Genomic DNA, 19213 nt, shown 5'->3' on the forward strand with positions numbered 1-19213 from the left:
GCTAACCTGCGTTCAGGTCAGGCTAGCCTTTCCTAGGTTTGAGATCGCAGTAGTCGAGCCCACCCGTGACCCGGCCGTCGCCGCCAGGCTGCGCCGCCCAACGTTCGAGCAACCAGGAGTTCCCTCGTGACGCGCCGCCAGATGATGATCCTCGCCGCCGCGGCGGTGACCACCCTCGGACTGTCGGCGTGCAGCAGCAGCCTCGAGGCCACCGGCGAGCTCGACGCGTCGAAGCTGACGATCTACAGCGCCCAGCACAAGAACCTCACTGAGGAGTGGGCGCGCGAGTTCCAGGACAAGTCCGGCGTCAAGGTCCAGATCCGCTACGGCAACGACTCGTCGATGGGCACTCAGATCGTTCAGGAGGGCGCCAGCTCGCCGGCCGACGTCTTCCTCACCGAGAACTCCCCGGCCATGACGACCGTCCAGAACGCCGGCCTGCTCGCGCCGGTCGACGCCGCCACCGTTGCCCAGGTCGGCGCGGAGTACGTCCCGTCCTCGAAGAACTGGGTCGGCATCGCGGCCCGCTCGACCGTGCTCGTCTACAACCCGAGCAAGATCTCCGAGGCGCAGCTGCCGAAGTCCCTCATGGACCTCGCCAAGCCGGAGTTCGCCGGCAAGTGGGGCGCGGCCGCCGGAGGTGCCGACTTCCAGGCGATCGCCTCGGCGGTGCTCGCCACCCAGGGCGAGGCCAAGACCTCCGAGTGGCTCGCCGCCCTCAAGTCGGGCGCGAAGATCTACCAGAACAACATCGCGACGATGAAGGCCGTGAACGCCGGCCAGTCGCCGATGGGCGTCATCTACCACTACTACTGGTACCGCGACCAGGCCCTCGACAAGGAAAGCAGCGGCAACACCAAGCTGCACTACTTCAAGAACGAGGACCCGGGCGCGTTCGTCAGCCTCTCCGGCGGCGCCGTCCTCAAGAGCAGCAAGCACGCGGCTGACGCGCAGAAGTTCCTCGCGTTCATCACGAGCAAGGACGGCCAGCAGGTCCTCGCCTCGACCGAGGCCAAGGAGTACGCCGTCGGCAAGGGCGTCGCGTCCGACCCGGCGCTCCCGCCGCTCGACTCGCTCCAGGCGCCGAAGATCGACCCGTTCACGCTTACCGGGCCCAGGGTCATCGAGCTCATGACGAAGGCGGGGATCCTCTAGTGGAATTGGTCATCTAGGTGACGACCGCGCCGACGAGCACGGCGCCGACCCCGAGCGGTCCGGCCCCGACTCCGGGCTCGACTCCGCCCCCGGTCCGATCCGGGCGTCGGGGCGTCGGCGCACCCCTGCCGCTGCGAGCGGCCGCGTTCCTCGTCGCGCTCGTGTGCGCGCTGCCCCTCGTTGTCGTCGCGCTCAAGGCGTTCGAGGCCGGCGCCGGCGACGCGTTCGCGCTCGTGTGGCGCCCCCGCGTCGGCGAGCTCCTCGGCAACACCGTGTCGCTCGTCGTACTGACGTGCGTCATCTCGACCGTGCTCGGCGTCGGCGCCGCGTGGCTGGTCGAGCGCACCTCGCTGCCGGGCGCGAGCTTCTGGCGGATCGCGCTCGTCGCGCCGCTCGCCGTGCCAGCCTTCGTCAACAGCTTCGCGTGGTCGGCGCTGGTGCCGGGGCTCGAGGGCCTCGCCGGCGCCGTCATCGTGACGTCCCTGTCGTACTTCCCGTTCGTGTTCCTGCCCGTCGCGGCGCTCCTCCGCTCGCTCGACCAGGGTCTCGAGGACGCCGCGCGGGCCCTCGGCCTCGGTCCATGGCGCACCTTCGCGCGCGTCGGGCTCGCGCAGGTCCGCCCCGCGCTGCTCGGCGGTGTCCTGCTCGTGGCGCTGCACCTGCTCGCGGAGTACGGCGCCCTCGAGATGCTCCGCTTCCCGACGTTCACGACGGCGATCCTCGACCAGTTCGAGGTGGCCTTCGACAGCCGCTCGGGCAGCGTCCTTGCGGTCGTCCTCATGGGGATCGCGGTCACCGTCCTCACCCTCGAGCTGCTCGCCCGAGGTCGTGCGCGGCACGCACGCGTCGGCTCGGGGACGGTCCGGCGGGCGACGCGGACCCGGCTCGGCCGCGCCACGTCGCTGGCCCTCCTCGGGCTGACGACGCTCACCGCGCTCGCCATCGGCGTACCGGCCTGGAGCATCGGCAAGTGGCTCTCGCGGGCCGACCAGGCGATGGAGCCGGCCAACCTCGGTCCGACGCTGTGGTCGACCCTGGCCCTCGGCCTCGTCGCCGCGGTCGTCACGACGGTGGCGACGTTCCCGGCCGCGTGGCTCATCGCCCGGAGCCGGTCGTGGTTCGCCGTGGCCGTCGAGCGGGTCACCTACCTCGCGGCGTCGCTTCCCGGCGTCGTCGTGGCGCTCGCGCTGATCACGCTGACGATCGGTCTCGTGCGCCCGCTGTACCAGACCGCCACGGTCCTTGTCGTCGCGTACGTCATCCTCTTCATCCCGCGCGCCATGGTCGCCACGCGCGCCGCCATCGCAGCGGTGCCGCCCGAGCTCGGCGACGCCGCCCGCACGCTCGGCGACCGCCCGGTCAGGGCGTTCCTGCGCGTCCAGTTGCCGCTCATGCTCCGCGGCACGATGGCGGGGTTCGCGCTCGTGTTCATCGCCGTCACCACCGAGCTGACGGCCACGCTCCTGCTCGCCCCCACCGGCACCCAGACGCTCGCCACGGCGTTCTGGGACGCGAGCGCCTCGCTCGACTACGCCGCCGCCGCGCCGTACGCCGCGGCGCTCGTCGTGCTCTCGGCCCCGCTGACCTACTTGTTGCTCCACGGCAAGAACGAGGAGCCCCTGACGTGAAGACCCTCCAGCTCTCGGGAATCACAGCGTCGCACTCGGGTACGCCCGTGCTGCACGGCATCGACCTCGTGGTCCCCGCCGGCAGCACCACGGCGGTGCTCGGTCCGTCCGGCTGCGGCAAGACGACCCTGCTGCGCGTCGTCGCCGGCTTCCTGCGCCCCGACGCCGGCCACGTCCGTGTCGGGGACGACGTCGTGGCCGGCCCCGGCACGTGGGTCGCGCCGGAGAAACGCGGCCTCGGCTACGTCGCGCAGGAGGGCAACCTCTTCCCGCACCTCGATGTCGCCGCCAACATCTCCTACGGGCTGCCGCGCCGGGAGCGCCGCGCCAGGGCCCGGGTCGATGAGCTACTCGAACTCGTCGGCCTGTCCGGCGACCTCGCGCGCCGGCGCCCTGACCAGCTCTCCGGGGGCCAGCAGCAGCGCGTCGCACTGGCCCGGGCCCTCGCGCGCCGGCCGCGGATCGTCCTGCTCGACGAGCCGTTCTCGGCCCTCGACCCCGAGCTGCGCGTGGCGACGCGTGAGGCCGTCGCCGCGGCGCTCGCGCACGAGCAGGCCACCGTCGTGCTCGTGACGCACGACCAGGCCGAGGCGCTGTCGTTCGCCGACCAGGTGGCGATCATGCACGAGGGTCGGCTGACCCAGGTCGGCGCGCCGGTCGACGTCTACCGTGCGCCGTCCGACCGGCGTTCGGCCGTGTCGCTCGGCGAGGCCTGCTTCCTGTCCGGCCAACTGCGCGACGGCGTCGTCACGTGCGCCCTCGGAGCGTTGCCAGCACCTCTCGCGTCGGGCTCGGGTGCCTGCGAGGTGATCATCCGGCCCGAGCAGCTACGCCTCGGCGACCCGGCCGCGTCTCCCTGCGTCGCCGAGGTGACGCGCACCGCGTTCTACGGCCACGACGCCCTCGTCGAACTGCGCCTCGACGATCACGCGGGGGACCGCGCCAACGTCTGCGCTCGCACCCTGGGTAGCGAGACCCCGCCGATCGGGTCGCGGGTCTCCGTGAGGGTCATCGGCGAGCCGCACGTCATCGCCATCCACGAGGCCCCCTCCTTGGCGACCGCGGAGACGGAGCCGCAGAACTAGCGCGCGGTCCGGCCCCACTGATGCGGGGGCCGGACCGCGCCGTCACCTCCGTTCCGTCAGATGCCGTCCATGGCGAGGCGGGTCCTGGCGAGCCAGGCGCCCCAGCCGTCGGCCGGATGGCTGTCGCCGACCCGCACATAGAGCGTGCCGCTGTCGCCGCGTAGTTCGTTGAGGTCGAGCGTTCGCTCGGCCCGGTTGGACAGATCGCGTACGTTCTCCTTCTCTTCGAGTACGGTCCGCCAGGTCTTACCGTCCGTTGAGACCTGGACGAGGAACTGCTGAGCGATGTCCAGGGTCAGGGAGCCGCCGGTGACACCCTGCGGAATGTCGAAGCGGTAGACGAAGTAGCGGTCGTTGTCGGCGAAGCGGGCGTGGCCGTCGTAGACCGGGCTCCAGGTGGCGATCTGGGACAGCCCATTCTCGTGGAGCCAGAACTGCTCGGCCGCGGTGTCGGGGGTGAACGCGATCACGTTGCCGAACACGTGGAGGCTGGTGGAGCCGGTCGCGTCGCCCCGGTTGGACGTCACCGACACCTCGACCGGGTGGGTCTTCGGCTCGGTGTCCTTCGGCACGCTGATATCCAGCTTCACCACCTTGGTCGCCCCGCCGGCGAGGTCGAACGTCGCGTTTTCCGGCTGCACACTCCACCCGGCTGGGACGTTTGCCTTGATGACCCCACTGGCCGTGGAGTTACCGGTGTTCTTGACGGTGACATCCAGCGTGGTCGACTTGCCGACCCAGCCGATCGCAGGCGTCAGGTCCACCGAGATCGGAGTCGCCGCCACCTTGTCGGAGGTCAGGAACTCCACCTCGGCGAGGCTGGTCGACGTACCACTACCAGTGAACGCGATGCGGAAGTGGGAGAAGTTCGCCGGCTTGGCCAGCTTGAACGGTCTGGTCTGCTGCCGCCAACGGAACGTCTCGTTGTCCCGCTTGTCGACCACGGTCCACGTCTTGCCGTCGTTCGACCCCTGCAAGGTCCAGTTGCGCGGGTCGGCGCCGCTGTCACCCTTGCCGGAGGTGAGGGTGTAGAAGCTGATCTGCTGCTTCGTACCGTTGCGGAACTCGTACTGCGCCCAGCGCTGGTTACCGGAGAGCGTCGCCTCGGTCCCAGAGTTGTTGTCGAACAACGCGGCCGGCGTGGCCGTGCCCCGGTTGGGCCCGGTCGCGTCCTGCAGCGGTTGGGGAACGTCGGCGTTGTCGGTGATCGTCGGAGGCATGGCGTCGTTGCTCGAGCCCCAACTCGACGGACGCGGGCCCATATCGAATTCCAACACCGCACCCTTGGCGAGCAGGTCGTGCGGGAGGTAGGACTTTTGGTACGTCTGGCCGTTGACCTTCAACCCCTGCACGTAGACGTTGCGCTGGCTGGTCTTCGGCGCCTTGATGACGAGGTCTTTCCCGTCACCGAGGTGGATCGTCGCTTTGGTGAACAGCGGCGAGCCGATCGCCCAGTTGGAGCTGCCGACCTGCAGCGGATAGAGGCCGAGAGCGCTCAGGATGTACCACGACGACGATGCGCCGTTGTCGTCATCACCCGGGTAGCCCTGCCCGATCTCCGAGCCGGTGAAGAGTCGGCGTACCGCTTCACGGGTGAGCTTCTGGGTCTTCCACGGCTCGCCAGCGTGGAGATACATCCACGGGATGTGGTACGACATCTGGTTGCTGATGCCCCACTGGCCCATCCGTACGTCGCGGGCCTCGATCATCTCGTGGATGACGCCGCCGTACGAACCCGGGAATTTCGCGGTCTCTGGGGTGCCGAAGAACGTGTCGAGCTTGGCGCCCAGCTCCTTCCTACCGCCGTACAGGTTGGCCAGTCCACGACCGTCGTGCGGGACGTGAAAGGCGAAACCCCACCCATTCGTCTCGGTGTAGTCGTGGTTGTTGCCCCACACCCTCGGGTCGTACTGCTCCGGCGTCGTCTTCCATTTGCCCGTCGAGTCACGGCCCTGGAAGAACTCGATCGCGGGGTCGAACATGTTGACGTAGTTGCGGGCGCGGTCCTGGAAATACTCCTGCTCCTCGCGCAACCGCTGCCGTTCCGCATCGGAGAGCGTGGGGTCCTTGGCCATCGTCGCCGCCATGTTGGCGATTCCGTAGTCGTTGATGTAACCCTCGAGCGCCCACGACGGACTCTCCGACACCCGCGTGGGTGTGTAGCCGAGGAAGATCGACTCGACGAGACCCTTGCGGCCAAGGCCATGGGTGTCGTTGTAGGGATCGGCGACGGGCGGGACCACGGTCGCGTTCTTGACGGCCGCGTCATAGGTGTCCCGCGCGTCGATGCCGGGGACGCCCTTGACGAAGAGGTCGGCGAACGCGACGTCGGAGCTCGTGCCCGTCATGCCGCCGCCATAGCCCGGAGCCGACCAGCGTGGAGTCCACCCGCCGTCACGGTAGTGCTGAACGAACCCGTCGACGAGTTCACCAGCGGTCTTGGGGGTGAGCAGCGCGTACGCCGGCCACGCGGTCCGGTAGGTGTCCCAGAAACCGTTGTTGACAAGGAGTTTGCCGTCGATGATTTTGGCGCCGGTCTCGGTCTCGGTGGTGCCCGCCGGGATCTCCCGCGACGAGGTCGACTGGAGGACGTGCTTGTAGACCGGCTTGCTCGTCGTACCAACGTTCTCGTGCCCCGAGTTGGGGTAGAGGAACAGCCTGTAGAGGTTGGAGTAGAGCGTTGTGAGCTGGTCTTCGGTCGCGCCCTCGACCTCGATCACACCGAGCTTGGCGTCCCAGAGCTTCTGCGCGCGCTCCTTCACCGCTTCGAACGTGTCGGCCGGGGCGATCTCGAGCTCGAGGTTCTTCTTCGCCTGTTCGAGGCTGATCAGCGACGTGGCGATCCGCATCGTCACGGTGCGGTCGTTGTCGGCCGCGAACTTCGCATAGCCGGTCTGCTTCGGGCCGGTCTCGCTCGCGACGATCGGCTTGTCGAAGGTCGCGTAGATGAACATCCGCCCCGCACCGACCTCGACCCGGAAGTCCGACCACCCAGTGAGGACACCGGTGTTGGAGTCAATCTTGATGGCGGCGCGATCATCGATGTGGTCGAAGACGAGGTTGGCGTTGTTGTCAGGGAAGACGAACCGGAACATCGCCGCGTGGTCGGTGGGGGCGATCTCGCTCACGATGCCGTTGTCGAACGCCACCCGATAGTGGTGCGGCTTCGTGATCTCGTTGTCGTGCTGGAAGGGCAGTGCACGCTTCTGCTTGTCGGTGATCGGCGTACCCGAAGCTCCCGACGGCATCACCTGGAGCGTCTGCCGGTCACCTACCCACGGGCTTGCTGAATGGCTGAGCGCGAGCGCCTCGAGCTTGGGCCGGTTGTCCGCGTTGTTGTCGCGGTGGTATTCGTACAACCAGCGCTCGGTGCGCGCATTGGTCACCGGGGTCCAGAAATTGAAGCCGTGCGGCACCGCGGTCGCCGGAATGTTGTTGCCACGCGAGAATTCACGGCTGGAACTGGTGCCACGGGCCGTCTCGACCCAGTCCGTCAGGCGCGCGTGATCCCGCGCGGTGCTGCCACCGATCCGGAGGTCATCGATGAAGCCACCGAAGTCGCCCGACCCCAGCGGGTTGTCGTACGCGATCAGCACCCGGTCGATCGTCTTGCCAGCGGCAACCTTGCCGATGACCGAGCGCTTGACGTTCCACTGGTCGGCGTACAGCGTCTTTGACTCGCCTTGGCCCTGCGGGCTCAGGGTCGCGCCGTGCTGGTCCTGCGCACCGAGGTCGCTGAGGTAGGTGCCGTCGGTGAACGCGAGGTCGACGGCGGCGAAGGTGCTCGGGTAGGTGAGGTCGTCGGTGATGAAACGTGGATAGATGAGGTACGACAACTCGGTGGTCGCCGTGACTGGCACGTTGACGTCGAAGACCTTGTTGTAGGAATAGCCGTGACCCTTGGCGGTGTGGGATCCGCCGTACTGGAACGACTTCAGTCCGGTGAAGCCGACGCCCGACTTCGCGTTGTAGGGCGCCGACGGGCCGCCGGCGAGCGCGCTGGTCATGGCCGGCGGTGTGGCGTTGCCGGCCAGCGGCTTGACACCTGAAGCCCGCTTGGCACCTGACAGGTCGAGCTCGACCGTGTCCGTCCACGTCGGTTGGGGGTCTCCTGGCTCGAAGGAGGAGAAGAACCGTTCTGTGTCAGCGGCTGCGTGGTTGAGGCCCATCGGTGCGCCGCTGAGCGCGCCCGCGGCGGGCAGGGCCAGGGCAAGGGCGAGCACTCGCGCCACCTGGCGTGTTCGCCTGCCTGGCCGTCTTCTGGTCGGGTGCATACAAGCCCCTTCCCCATCGAGAGGTTGACCTCCGTCGCGGTGGACTGCCGTGAGCCGTGACCGCAGGGAGGGTGCCGCTGGATGTTCTGGGAACGTAACCAGACGGATCTAGGCGGTCAAGATCCACCACCTGGCCGCCTTGGACACCGCTACGCACTCCGGCTGCGCCGCTCGGCGATGATTCGTTCCAGCCGACATAGGTAGCCTGTCTTCGTTGTGGATCTTGGCGGCCTGCTTGGTCTGCCGGCAACCCGAGCACACACGCGGACGCTAGATAGGCGGGGATTGGTGTCAGCAGGCGAACCAGACGGCGCAGGCCACCACGGTGCGCGCTCGCGAGAGGCGACCATGGGCGACGTCGCTCGGCTCGCCGGTGTCAGCCACAGCACGGTGTCGAGGGTCGTCAACAACGATCGGTACGTCGGCGAGCGCTCCCGGCAGCGCGTCGAGGACGCCATTGCTGCGCTGGGCTTTCGGCCCAACCCGATGGCGCAACGGCTTCGTCCGGGCCGCTCGACCGACACCATCGGCCTGGTGATCGAGGACGTCAGCAACCCGTTCTATTCACGCATCGCCGAGGGCGTCGACTCGGTGGCGCAGCACCACCGCAAGCTGGTCATCCTCGGCGCCACCCGGCGCAGCGCCGATCGGGAGCGAGACATCCTCGACGAGTTGCTGCGCCGGCGGGTCGACGGGCTGCTCGTCGTTCCGACCAAGGAGGAGCGCCCGGAGCTGTACGAACGGCTCAGGCGATGGGCTCCGACCGTGTTCATCGACCGTCGCCCACGGGGAACGACCGCCGACACGGTCGTACTCGACAACCAAGGTGGCGCCCTGCGGGCGGTCACCCAACTCATCGAAGCTGGTCACGACCGCATCGCCTACATTGGTGGCGCGTCGGCGGTCTACACCGGACGGCGCCGGCTCGCCGGCTACCGCAAGGCATTGCGGTCGGCCGGCATCGAACCCGATCCCGACCTCGTCCGGCTCAACAATCACGATACGCAGGCCGCCCGAACCACCGCGCTGGACCTGCTCACCGCCGCCTCGCCGCCTTCGGCGATCTTCGCCGACAACAACCGCATGACGGTCGGCGTGCTCGCCGCCGTCCACCAGGCGGGCCACCGCGCAGCCGTCGCCGGCTTCGACGATGTGGAACTCGCAGACCTTCTCGGAGTGCCGGTCACCCTCGTCAGCTATGACGCGGCCGACCTCGGGCGACACGCGGCAGAGCTGCTCTTCGCCCGCATCGCCGGCCATGCTGGGCGGGCCAGCCACATCACGGTGCCGACCGACCTGATCACCCACAAAGCGTGGACCCCACGCTGGGGTCACCGCTGACCCCCGACCGGCGGCGCCCACTTCATGCACGGCGCTGGTCAGCGGAAGCGGTTGCGGCACGGCGGCTACGCCGGCCTGGGGAGAAGTCAACCGATGGTGGTTCGACACGCGGCGAAGTCTGCCTCCCCTCGACGAACCTGAGGCGGTATGCGGGAGACTGCAGGCGGTCGTAGCCACTGGACGGTAGCGAACCCGGGGCGTGGTCAGCGTAACTCCATCGTCGGACCGCTCCACTGCGCGGGCAATTCCAACGAATGAGGCGGAGCCGAACGATGTGTCCGGTTGACGATCTGGGCAGTGTGCCGGGCTGTGAACGGCCCGGCAAACCAGCGCTTCCGAGAACCGTTCGGGGACCGGCGCCTCCGTGGGGTCAGCGTGTACTTGTCGAAGCAGCCGGCTAGCGCAGATGATCCGCTCGCGCCCAGAGGCTAGTCTCACTCAGAAAGGCTGTTCGGCGTGGCGATCGATCACAGGAACAGCCGATAGGTGGTCGGCACAGTGGGGGCTAAGTCGGATGGGGGGAACGAGTGTTTGATCGGGAGCAGTTCTCTGCCGTAGCTGGTGACTCACGGCCTTCCTGGACCACAGATCTCGTAATCCACCGAGGCGGGAGCGAGGCTGACGAGGTTGTGTTGTTGAAGGTCGCAGAACCGGATCACATCGGCTGGCTGGTACGGCTGGCGGCAGCTTGGGCATCAACGGGAGCGGACCAGGACAGGCCATGGATAGCCTTTGCCATGTCCGATGTAGCTCATGAGGGTGTCCTTCAGTACTTCACGTACTCGCCTGGTGAGAACGAGGAGCACGATGAGAGCTCAAGATGGGGTCTGGCCTTGTTGCCACTCGACCAGTGCTCACTGACTGTCATCGAACTCACGGACGAGGACCAAAGAACCCTCGTCGAACTCACGACACATCCGCCCGCGTATGGATCGTTGCTGACCGTGTGTGCGACACGGTTCCGAGACCATGGATTCAGTTGCAATGAGCCTGTCCTCGACGACAGTTGCCTCTACTCGCCCGTCGATTACGCGACAGGCGAAACGGGCTTCGAGCAGGTGCTCGGGTGGGACGACCTCTACTCAGACGAGCAATGGCGATTCCTGGGGGCGTCGGGCACGGTCTTCATCCGCCTGCGATCAGACCTGAGTCAGCTCGGGCCTGACCGACTCACAGTGCTGGCCAGCATCGTTCGCGCCACGCGGCGCGAGTTCGCGACGTACGGCCGGGAAGGTCACGACGCAGAATACGAGGACTCTGTAGACGAGGAGGCAGAGGGAAAGAGTCCACCTGGGTGCGGGTCCGCAGGGCGCCGATGCCCTTCGAGTAGCGAGAATGTCGGGCGCGTGATCGAGATCCCGGGCATGGATGAGTGGAAGATCGAATGCCCCACGTGCGGAGCCATGTGGGCGGGGGGTAGCACGGTGCTCATCGAACACGAACGTGTCCGCTAGATGTCTCAGGTTCATCTATTGCCCAGCATCCAGTGCGGCTGCTGACCAGTTCATTTGATGCCTGCATCTCACCGCAATGCAGGTGTGATCCTACGTCGCGGGACCTTACGCACGGATCCCTTTGCGGCTTTCACGTGTTCAACGATTGCCGCGCCCACTGCTGCTGCGAGCTTAGGCGGTACAGCGTTTCCGATTAGCCTGCCGAGCGGCGCGAACTGAACTGGCTCTTCCGGAGTTACGAACTCGTAGTCCGACGGGAAGCTCTGCAGCATCGCGGCTTCGCGGAGAGTGATTGCGCGATTCTGTTCGGGGTGCCCGAATCGGCCCGCGCCAAAGTTGTAGGCCAAGGTTGTAATCGTCGGGGACGGCTCGTCCCAGGTCATGCGGGCGTAAACGTTCCGGAATGTGGCGCCGGATGCCTTGCGGTGGCACGGCGCTCGAAGGTCCTCGGGCCACTCCTCCCAGGTACCTCCGGGAGTGGACCGTTTTATACGTTCGAGGTTGAGCATGGTCAGTGTTCGGCTCTTGTGGAGACGATCGCCCGGATGTGTCTCTCCATGGCGCACTGGGCCGAGCTCGCCGATGACTTGGCGAACCGTGAGATAGTCAGCGGGTGGCGTCGCGCCTTTCGGGACGGCGATTTCGCCAAGCAGTGAAGCGACCAGAACCATTCGTCGACGGTGCTGCGGGACCCCGTATGCCGGGCAGTAACACGACTCGTAATCCACGTGATAGCCCAGCTTCCGCAGGCGAGCAACGAAGTCTGTAAAGACCTTGGTTCTACCGATACGAGGAACGTTCTCCATCGTAACGATCTCGGGCAATGTTCCGTCGACTAGTCGGCGGACCTCGTTGATGAGTGGCCATTGGGCCTCGTGGGACGTGTCCACCCCGCGTCGATACGACGAGAACGGTTGGCACGGCGCACACCCTGCGAGAACACGGACGGCCCCGGCCGGCCACATGTCACCCAGCTCGTTGACAGTCAGCTCACGAACGTCACGCTTGTCGAAGGCCGCTCGTACGTTAGCGCGGTACGGATAGTGGCAAGCATCGTCGATGTCGACGCCCGCAGCGATGTGGATGCCTGCATCTTGCAATCCGTAGGAGAGCCCGCCGACGCCGCAGAAGAGGTCAACTGCCGATATCCTGACAGCTCGGGGTGCCATGTTGGCTGACTGTAGTAGATTGCTCGGCGCCGCCGATGTCCGACTCCTCGGACACAGCTACTCCGGACCGGCTGGAGGCTTCAGAGCCCTGGCAGCAGCTGACTCTTGTGGCTGCTCCACGTCCATGCTGGTCGCAATGCCCAAGCGCTTGGTCGGCCAGGAATGCCGGCGAGGTCGAAGCGGGGAAACGATCAAACGTCTGCACTCCGCCAGGCTAGTTCCCTACCATAGTCCTCACAGATATGGGGGGAGTCGTGGCGAACTCGATTCGATTGGCTGCACAGCGTCCCAAGGGTGGGACGAAGCGTGATACCCGCGCCCTGGTGGGCGAGCTGCGCACGATTCTTTCCCGCCATGGCGGAGGGGAAGCCCAGTCCCTTGTGGCGGACTTCACCATCCGGCACAGCCTGACCCACCGCGACATTGACGCGTTGCTGATCGCTCTGGTGCAGGACGGCGTGACTGACGTCGACACGGATTCGGTGAATGAGCCGACCGCTGTCGGGTCCGGTCCCGTCTCCACTGCCGTCGCTCCAGTCAACGCGGCGGGGGCGAACGTTGTGCCGTTCCGCGAGTCAATTGGCGCCGAGACCCACACGGTTGTCGATGACCTAGCGTGGATGTTCGGGGAAGAGCCGGAGTTTCCGATGTCACGGCCCGCCGATGACATCGTGGGCCAGGCGCTCGACGATCTCCTAGGGGACTGGTCCCGCACAGGCGGGCACCTAACCCGAGCCGAGGTAGCAGTGCTGGCCACTAAGCGGAGTCTCTCCTCCACCCAGTTTGGTGAGCTGCTGGTCCTTTTGGAAGGAGCCGGAGTCGACCTACCCGACTCCACCGACCCTCGACCGAGGCGATCCGCCCCGAAGGGCTACGAGCTCCAGGAGGACTCGGTCGGCCAGTATCTGCACACGATCGGCCGGTATCCGCTTATCGACGGGCCACGGGAGGTCGAACTGTGGTCTCTGATCTCGCAGGGCCACGCTGCCCAAGAGGAACTCGAAGCTGCAGGCGAGCGCGGGCTTACGCCGAGCATCCGGCGCAGTCTGCAGACTCGGGTCGAAGACGGGCGGCATGCCCACGCCGAACTCGTTTGCGCCAACCAACGACTAGTGGTCTCGATCGCTAAGTTGCGGCAGTACGAAGGGAACGGTGTCGAGTTCGCTGACCGGATCCAGGACGGCAACCTGGGCCTGATGCGTGCAGCCGACAAGTTTGACGGGTCGAAAGGCTTCAAGTTCTCTACGTATGCGACCTGGTGGATCAGGCAATCGATCGACCGTGGAATCGCCGATCGGGGAAGGTCGATCAGGATTCCCGTTCACTTCCACGTGCAGGTGCAGAAGGTTAGGAAGGCGGTTCGGAGACTCGCCGTTGGGCTAGACCGGGAGCCCTCCGTGCACGAGATTGCCGATGCGGCGGACATGGATCCGGGTGCGGTGCAGGCCGTGCTGGACCTTGATCGTATGTGTCTGAGCCTTGATCAGGGGTACGGCGATGATGGCGACCTGACACTGTCGGATGTCCTTGCTGCCGAGGAGGAGCGAGATGGGCGCACCGATCCCGTCGCGATCGTCGCTCACACGATGCTCCGATGTGATTTACAGCGGACGCTCATGATGCTCTTGCCGGAGCGAGCAGTCCGCGTCATCGAACGCAGGTTCGGCCTCGGTACGGGCGACGAAGAGACGTTGGAGGCCATCGCCGCCGACTACGGCGTCACCCGTGAGCGCATCCGGCAGATCCAGGTCAAGGCGATGAAGACCCTGCGGGAGAGCAGAGACGTAGCGGTGTTGCGGTCGTACTTGGCGGACGATTCGACGGCCGGCTGGACCACCGATTGGATGGGAGGAAGGGCGTCATGACCGGCACAGTGAACCAGTCGGAGGAGCAGGCGTGCGAAGCCTTCGTGTCCTGGCTCGACCGTCGGGTCGTGGCGGCTGGCCGCGGCGACGGACTGGACCGTCTGGAGGTAGCGCCATCGGGGACCTTCTGGCTGGGCCGGCTCGCCTGCGAAGAGGAGGTCCGCAAGGGCGCCGCCGATGAGCGGTCGGAGCGGTTGGATCCGTGTGCGATCGGTGTCCGGCTGCGGCCCGCGGCAACGCCGCCGTGGTCGCTGTCGGTGACGGTACGAGCGCGGGCGTGGGTGCGGGACCCGAAGGACGGGCTGAATCCGAAACGACGCTGGTGGCGCAGCGACCTCGTGGAGGAGGTCGTGCCGGTGGTGGTCGAAGCGAAGGGCGGGTCGTTCGGCCGCAAGCAGCTCGAGAACGCGTTCGCGGCGGTGGGTGCGCCGGGTCTGTCGGCTGAGGTCCGAGTCGAAGTCGAAGATTGGCACAGAGATACCGAGCTGGTCGTGCAGTTGGTCAACACCAGTCCCGAGAAGGCGCCTGGCCTGACCGACTCGCACCTGTACGAGACGCAGCTCGAGGTTTCGGGACTTCCGACAGCGCCGTTCCAACTGGAAGCGCTTCCAGATACCTTTCGCTATAACCGTGAAGTGCCAGCGTACGGAGTAAATGTCGGCGTCGAGGTGCTGCCATCCGGAGCGTTTCGCACGTCGGACACGGTAACAGTGCAGACCTACCGGCCGCAGTATTGGAACCCTGCATACGAGTCACCGGACTTGTCGTTCCTGACGCTCGCGGACAAGCCGCTCCCTCAGCTCGCTGCCCTGGTGGATGCCCTCGCCGCATATGACGACGCACACTGGTCATCGGCAGCGTTGGATGCGCGGCAAGCAGCCTACCTCTGGACAGCAGCGATGCGCCGCGAGGCCGACGAGTCGGCGGCGAAGGTGTTTGCGGAGCTGGAACGCCTACGTGCTGGACTCGAGCTGCTGCGTAGCCGCAGCGAGATACTGCGTGCCTTCCAGCTGATGAACAAGGCGATCGCCCGCAGCGCTGAGGGGCGCGGATATACAGAGTGGCGGCCGTTCCAGGTCGGCTTTCTTCTCTCGGCCATCCGGTTCCTGGCGGAGCCTGCCGACGAGGCGCGCTATGTCGACACCGTGTGGTTCGCCACCGGTGGCGGAAAGACTGAAACGTATCTGGGCCTGCTGCTGACAGCGGCGTTCTTTGACCGACTCACGGGCAAGACGATGGGCGTGACGGCGTGGTCGCGGTTCCCGCTGCGGCTTCTGAGCCTCCAGCAGACCCAGCGGTTCGCCGACGCCCTGGCCGGCGCCGAAGTGGTTCGCAATGAGGAGGAGGTCGGGGGAACCCCTTTCAGCCTGGGCTTCCTGGTGGGCAAGGCCGGTACGCCCAACAAGATCGTGCCCAAGCCAGGTGAGGACGATGACATCACCCCGGACAGTCCTGGAATGCCAGATAAGTACCGCGTGCTGCTGCATTGCCCATTCTGCCGTGACGAGAACGTCAAGATGCGGTTCGTTCGCGAGCGCTGGAAGCTCGAGCACTACTGCACCAACGCGGAGTGCTCCACGAAGGGGCGAGCGCTGCCGATGTACATCGTCGACCAAGAGGTGTTCAGATTCCTGCCGACGGTAGTAGTCGGCACGCTGGACAAAGCGGCCTCGATTGGCCTGCAGCAGGCAATGCGCGGTCTCGTCGGTCCACCACAGAAGCTCTGCCCGGTGCCCTGGCATGGCTTCACCTACGCCGAGCGGTCGAAATCGCCCAACGGCTGTCTCGTGCCGAACTGTCAAGGTGGGCAGGTCCTCAAGCCACTGCCGATGGATGAAGAGAGGTTTGCTCCGTCCCTGCGCCTTCAGGACGAGCTACACCTGTTGCGGGACAGCCTCGGCGCGGTCGACTCGCACTATGAAAGTCTGCTCGACCACCTGCAGAGCGAGCTGTGCGGCACGCGGGCGAAGATCGTGGCAAGCAGCGCAACGCTGGAGGGCTACGACCGTCAGATCGACGTGCTCTACCAAAGATATGGACGGGTCTTCCCGGAGCCAGGTCCACAGGCAGGTGAGTCGTTCTGGACGACGTCGACGGGGCACCCGTTGCGCCGATTCGTGGCTGTCGCGCCGCGCGGTGTGACATTGGAGCACGTCAGTGACCGCACTCTCGATTCCCTGCAGCGCTGCATCCGGGAACTGCTCGATGATCCAACGAAGGTCTGCGCAGAAGCAGACGTCGACCCCAAACACGCCGCCATGCTTGTCAGCCTCTACGGCACCAACGTCGTCTACGGCATGACGCTCTATGACGTTGAGGCAGCCGGGCGCAGCCTTGGCAGCAACAACACTGTGGGGGGGATCAACCTCGAGCAGCTCACCGGCCAGACCGAATTCGACGATGTGCGCGCAGTTCTCGAGCGGCTCGAGGATCCAGAGGACGACTTCGGCGAACGCGTACACGTGGTCGCTGCCAGCTCCATGCTCTCTCATGGCGTCGACGTCGACCGGCTCAACACGATGGTCATGTTGGGCATGCCTCTGACGACGGCAGAGTTCATCCAGACCACCGCCCGGGTGGGACGTAGGTTTCCCGGCCTGGTGTACGTGTTGCACAAGATCGGCCGCGAGCGGGACGCGCAGACGTTCCGGACCTTCGAGCAGTACGTACGTCAGGGTGACCGATTCGTCGATCCGATCCCGATCACACGGCGGAGCCGCAGAGTCCTGGACCTCACGATCCCTGGACTCGTCAACGCGCGGACGTTGATGCTTCGCGAGCCAGCGAGCCGACAGCGGTTGAGTACGCCGGCGAAGCTGCGCGACTACGTTCGCGCCTCCGGGATGACGCCGGCGGCGGAGTCAAAGGCTGTGGCGGAGGTCCTCGGGCTCGAAGGGTCCGAAGACTCGGTGCACTGCGAGCAGATCGCTGACTGGCTCCAGGACTGGTTCGCCGAGCTCGAGGATCCCACTAGCAAGGCCAAGTACGTCGGCGACATCGGTCCCCGGTCCCCTATGATCAGCCTCCGCGACGTCGAGGCAACCGCTCCCATCCACGACTGACTAGGCGGCGACATGACGGTCCTCGGACGACGCAGCGGCAGCCAGATCCTGCGCACGTTCCTGCCTGACCAGACGGTCGACCTGCGCGGCGACATCTACCGTGTCGCTGAATGGTCGGCGCCGATCCCCATCGAGGTCGACACCGACCTGGTGCGTCGGCACCTTCGACAGGAGGTTGCGGCATGGGCGGCCTATGACACCGACGGCGGCATGGGCGACGATCTGCTCCGCAACGCTCCCGTCGAAGTCGTCGAACTCGACGAGCGACGTGGGGTCATGGTCGAGCGGTATCCACAGGTATGGCTATGTCGGGACTGCAAGCGCATTGGGAAGTCCCTCGATCGGCCGTGCCGGTGTGGAAAGCGCAAGTGGGGGCAGCTGCACTTCGTCGGCATCCACGCGTGCGGCGCGATCACCGAACCGTGGATCCGGCGGTGCATTGAGCATGACGACGTGAAGGTGGTCATCCCCAAGAGCACCACGGCCGGGGACATCACGTTCGTCTGCCCCGTCTGCAACACGCAGACGATGCAGGGCCTCGGCTTCAACCGGAAGTGCGTGTGCGGCGACGGCCCCGTGCGGTGGAACGTGCACAAGGCTCGCACGGTATACACGCCGCGCGGCACTGTGCTGATCAACCCACCTCGGCCGGAGCATCGCGAGGGCCTCAAGCTCGCTGGCGGCGCCCGCAAAGCATTGGTTTGGGTCGTCGAGGGTCTCACCGCGGCGCGGCCGGCGGACGTGACGGCAAAGCAGACGAAGGAAGAGTTCCTCGCAAAGTTGATCGCCGACGGCATGGATCCGGCGTTTGCAGAGATGATGGCGGACATGGCCGAGAAGGGCGACCAGCTTGCCAATCCCGGCGACCACCCAATCGACCAGCTGTCCGTTGAACGGCGAGAAGGCGCCGAACGGGAAGCGGTCGACATCGCGATGGCGCTCGCAGAGAGTCGAAACCCTACGACGGCGCTGTGCGGGGCTACGCCAGGCGACGCTCTCGATATGCGCTACCGGGACACCTATCCAGCGGCGCTCAGGCGAGCGGGAATCGATGGCCTAGACCTCGTCGACCGATTCCCGGTGCTGAACGCCATGTATGGCTACACCCGCGGGGACGACGACCCTACGAAGTGCCGGTTGGTGCCGTTCCGACGAAAGCGAGGCGGCTACCGGTTGTACGGCAATCTGGCCGAGACCGAGGCGTTCCTGGTGCGCTTGGATCCGGTGCGAGTCGCGACGTGGATATCGACGCGGGGGCACCAGCTACAGGGCTGGAGGTCCGGCGACGGTGATCCGGTCGCGGCACGGGTCGCAATCCTGCAGGCGGCGGTGGTGCCCTCCAAGCGCGACAACCCATCGGTCACTTCGGCAGGCACCGACGTGTTGAAGCTGGTTCACACCTACGCGCACAGATTCATCCGTCAAACTGCCGTGTTCTCGGGTATCGAGCGGGATGCGCTGGGCGAATACTTGGTACCAGGACACCTTGGTTTCTTCGTTTACGCCGCTGCGCGTGGCGACTTCGTTCTCGGCGGTATGCAGGCGGTATTCGAGTCCAACCTTGACGACCTGCTCGGATCGTTCGTCGACGCGGAACACCGCTGTCCGCTGGACCCGGGATGCAGCCGGGGCAGCGGGGCGTGCAGCGCATGCGTGCATCTGGGCGAGCCATCGTGCCGGTTTTTCAATCGGTTCCTCGACCGTGGCGTGCTGTTCGGGACGGACGGCTACCTACGTACGCCCGTTACCGCGCTGTGATATGCACCCGATGGCGCACTTCCAATTCGACGTGGTCGGCCGCGGTCTCCGGCATCTCGTGTTCCCACACGTGCAGGACTGTCCAGCCCAGGTCGGCGAGCGCAGCGTCCTTGGCCCGGTCGCGGGCGACATTGCGGTCGAGCTTGGCCAGCCACCATTCACGGTTGTTGCGGGGAAGGGTGCCGTGCGTGGGGCAGCGGTGCCAGAAGCAGCCGTCGACGAAGACTGCAACCTTCACCCGAGTGAACGCCACGTCGGGGCGGCCGGGCAGCCCGGGATGGTTGACCCGGAAGCGGAGTCCTCGGCGATGGAGCTCACGGCGGAGTGCCACCTCAGGCTTCGTGGAGGCCCGTGGCTGCCGCTGGAGGCGAGCCGACGTCGCGGAGTCGAGTGGTACGGGCAGACCCGGCTTTCGGTCCATG

The 19213-nt window shown here is 66.2% G+C and carries 11 protein-coding genes; 8 read left to right on the top strand and 3 right to left on the bottom strand.

Annotated elements, in window-relative coordinates:
* The first annotated feature begins 126 nt into the window (after positions 1–126).
* Genes B141_RS0135290 through B141_RS44535 form a run of 3 tightly spaced genes read left to right on the top strand, consistent with a single transcriptional unit; the run spans position 127 to position 3868 of the window.
* Complete coding sequence (locus B141_RS0135290; protein WP_020579892.1) at positions 127–1155, top strand: extracellular solute-binding protein; 1029 nt, start codon at positions 127–129, stop codon at positions 1153–1155.
* Between the two features lie 17 nt (positions 1156–1172).
* Entirely contained in the window at positions 1173–2783 is a 1611-nt protein-coding gene (locus tag B141_RS0135295; protein ID WP_020579893.1) for an ABC transporter permease, read from the top strand.
* On the top strand, positions 2780–3868 hold the full coding sequence (locus B141_RS44535) for an ABC transporter ATP-binding protein (protein WP_020579894.1): 1089 nt from the start codon (positions 2780–2782) through the stop codon (positions 3866–3868). Before B141_RS0135295 ends, B141_RS44535 begins: the two co-directional genes overlap by 4 nt.
* 56 nt (positions 3869–3924) lie before the next feature.
* On the opposite strand, the gene B141_RS0135305 is transcribed toward B141_RS44535, so the two are convergent.
* A complete protein-coding gene (locus B141_RS0135305) occupies positions 3925–8091 on the bottom strand; it encodes a GH92 family glycosyl hydrolase (RefSeq protein ID WP_020579895.1) in 4167 nt (1388 codons plus the stop codon).
* Positions 8092–8490: 399 nt separating this feature from the next.
* Between B141_RS0135305 and B141_RS0135310 the strand changes: the two genes are divergently transcribed.
* A complete protein-coding gene (locus tag B141_RS0135310) occupies positions 8491–9483 on the top strand; it encodes a LacI family DNA-binding transcriptional regulator (protein ID WP_020579896.1) in 993 nt (330 codons plus the stop codon).
* Positions 9484–10118: 635 nt separating this feature from the next.
* Entirely contained in the window at positions 10119–10937 is an 819-nt protein-coding gene (locus B141_RS0135315; RefSeq protein WP_237742890.1) for a hypothetical protein, read from the top strand.
* A 68-nt stretch (positions 10938–11005) separates the two neighbouring features.
* Here B141_RS0135315 and B141_RS48330 read toward each other — a convergent pair whose 3' ends face one another.
* On the bottom strand, positions 11006–12106 hold the full coding sequence (locus B141_RS48330; protein ID WP_026257873.1) for a DNA cytosine methyltransferase: 1101 nt from the start codon (positions 12104–12106) through the stop codon (positions 11006–11008).
* A gap of 458 nt (positions 12107–12564) precedes the next feature.
* Between B141_RS48330 and B141_RS0135325 the strand changes: the two genes are divergently transcribed.
* The 3 genes from B141_RS0135325 to B141_RS0135335 all read left to right on the top strand — a co-directional run bounded on the left by B141_RS0135325 (position 12565) and on the right by B141_RS0135335 (position 18791).
* Entirely contained in the window at positions 12565–13971 is a 1407-nt protein-coding gene (locus B141_RS0135325; RefSeq protein WP_202806033.1) for a sigma-70 family RNA polymerase sigma factor, read from the top strand.
* On the top strand, positions 13968–17033 hold the full coding sequence (locus B141_RS0135330) for a helicase-related protein (RefSeq protein ID WP_020579900.1): 3066 nt from the start codon (positions 13968–13970) through the stop codon (positions 17031–17033). Before B141_RS0135325 ends, B141_RS0135330 begins: the two co-directional genes overlap by 4 nt.
* 210 nt (positions 17034–17243) lie before the next feature.
* A complete protein-coding gene (locus tag B141_RS0135335; protein ID WP_202806034.1) occupies positions 17244–18791 on the top strand; it encodes a hypothetical protein in 1548 nt (515 codons plus the stop codon).
* Here the strand turns inward: B141_RS0135335 and B141_RS0135340 are convergent.
* Entirely contained in the window at positions 18778–19212 is a 435-nt protein-coding gene (locus tag B141_RS0135340; RefSeq protein WP_020579902.1) for a very short patch repair endonuclease, read from the bottom strand. The genes B141_RS0135335 and B141_RS0135340 overlap by 14 nt on opposite strands.
* Position 19213 lies beyond the last annotated feature (1 nt).

This window comes from Actinopolymorpha alba DSM 45243 (genome assembly GCF_000373925.1).
Taxonomy (GTDB): Bacteria; Actinomycetota; Actinomycetes; order Propionibacteriales; family Actinopolymorphaceae; genus Actinopolymorpha; species Actinopolymorpha alba.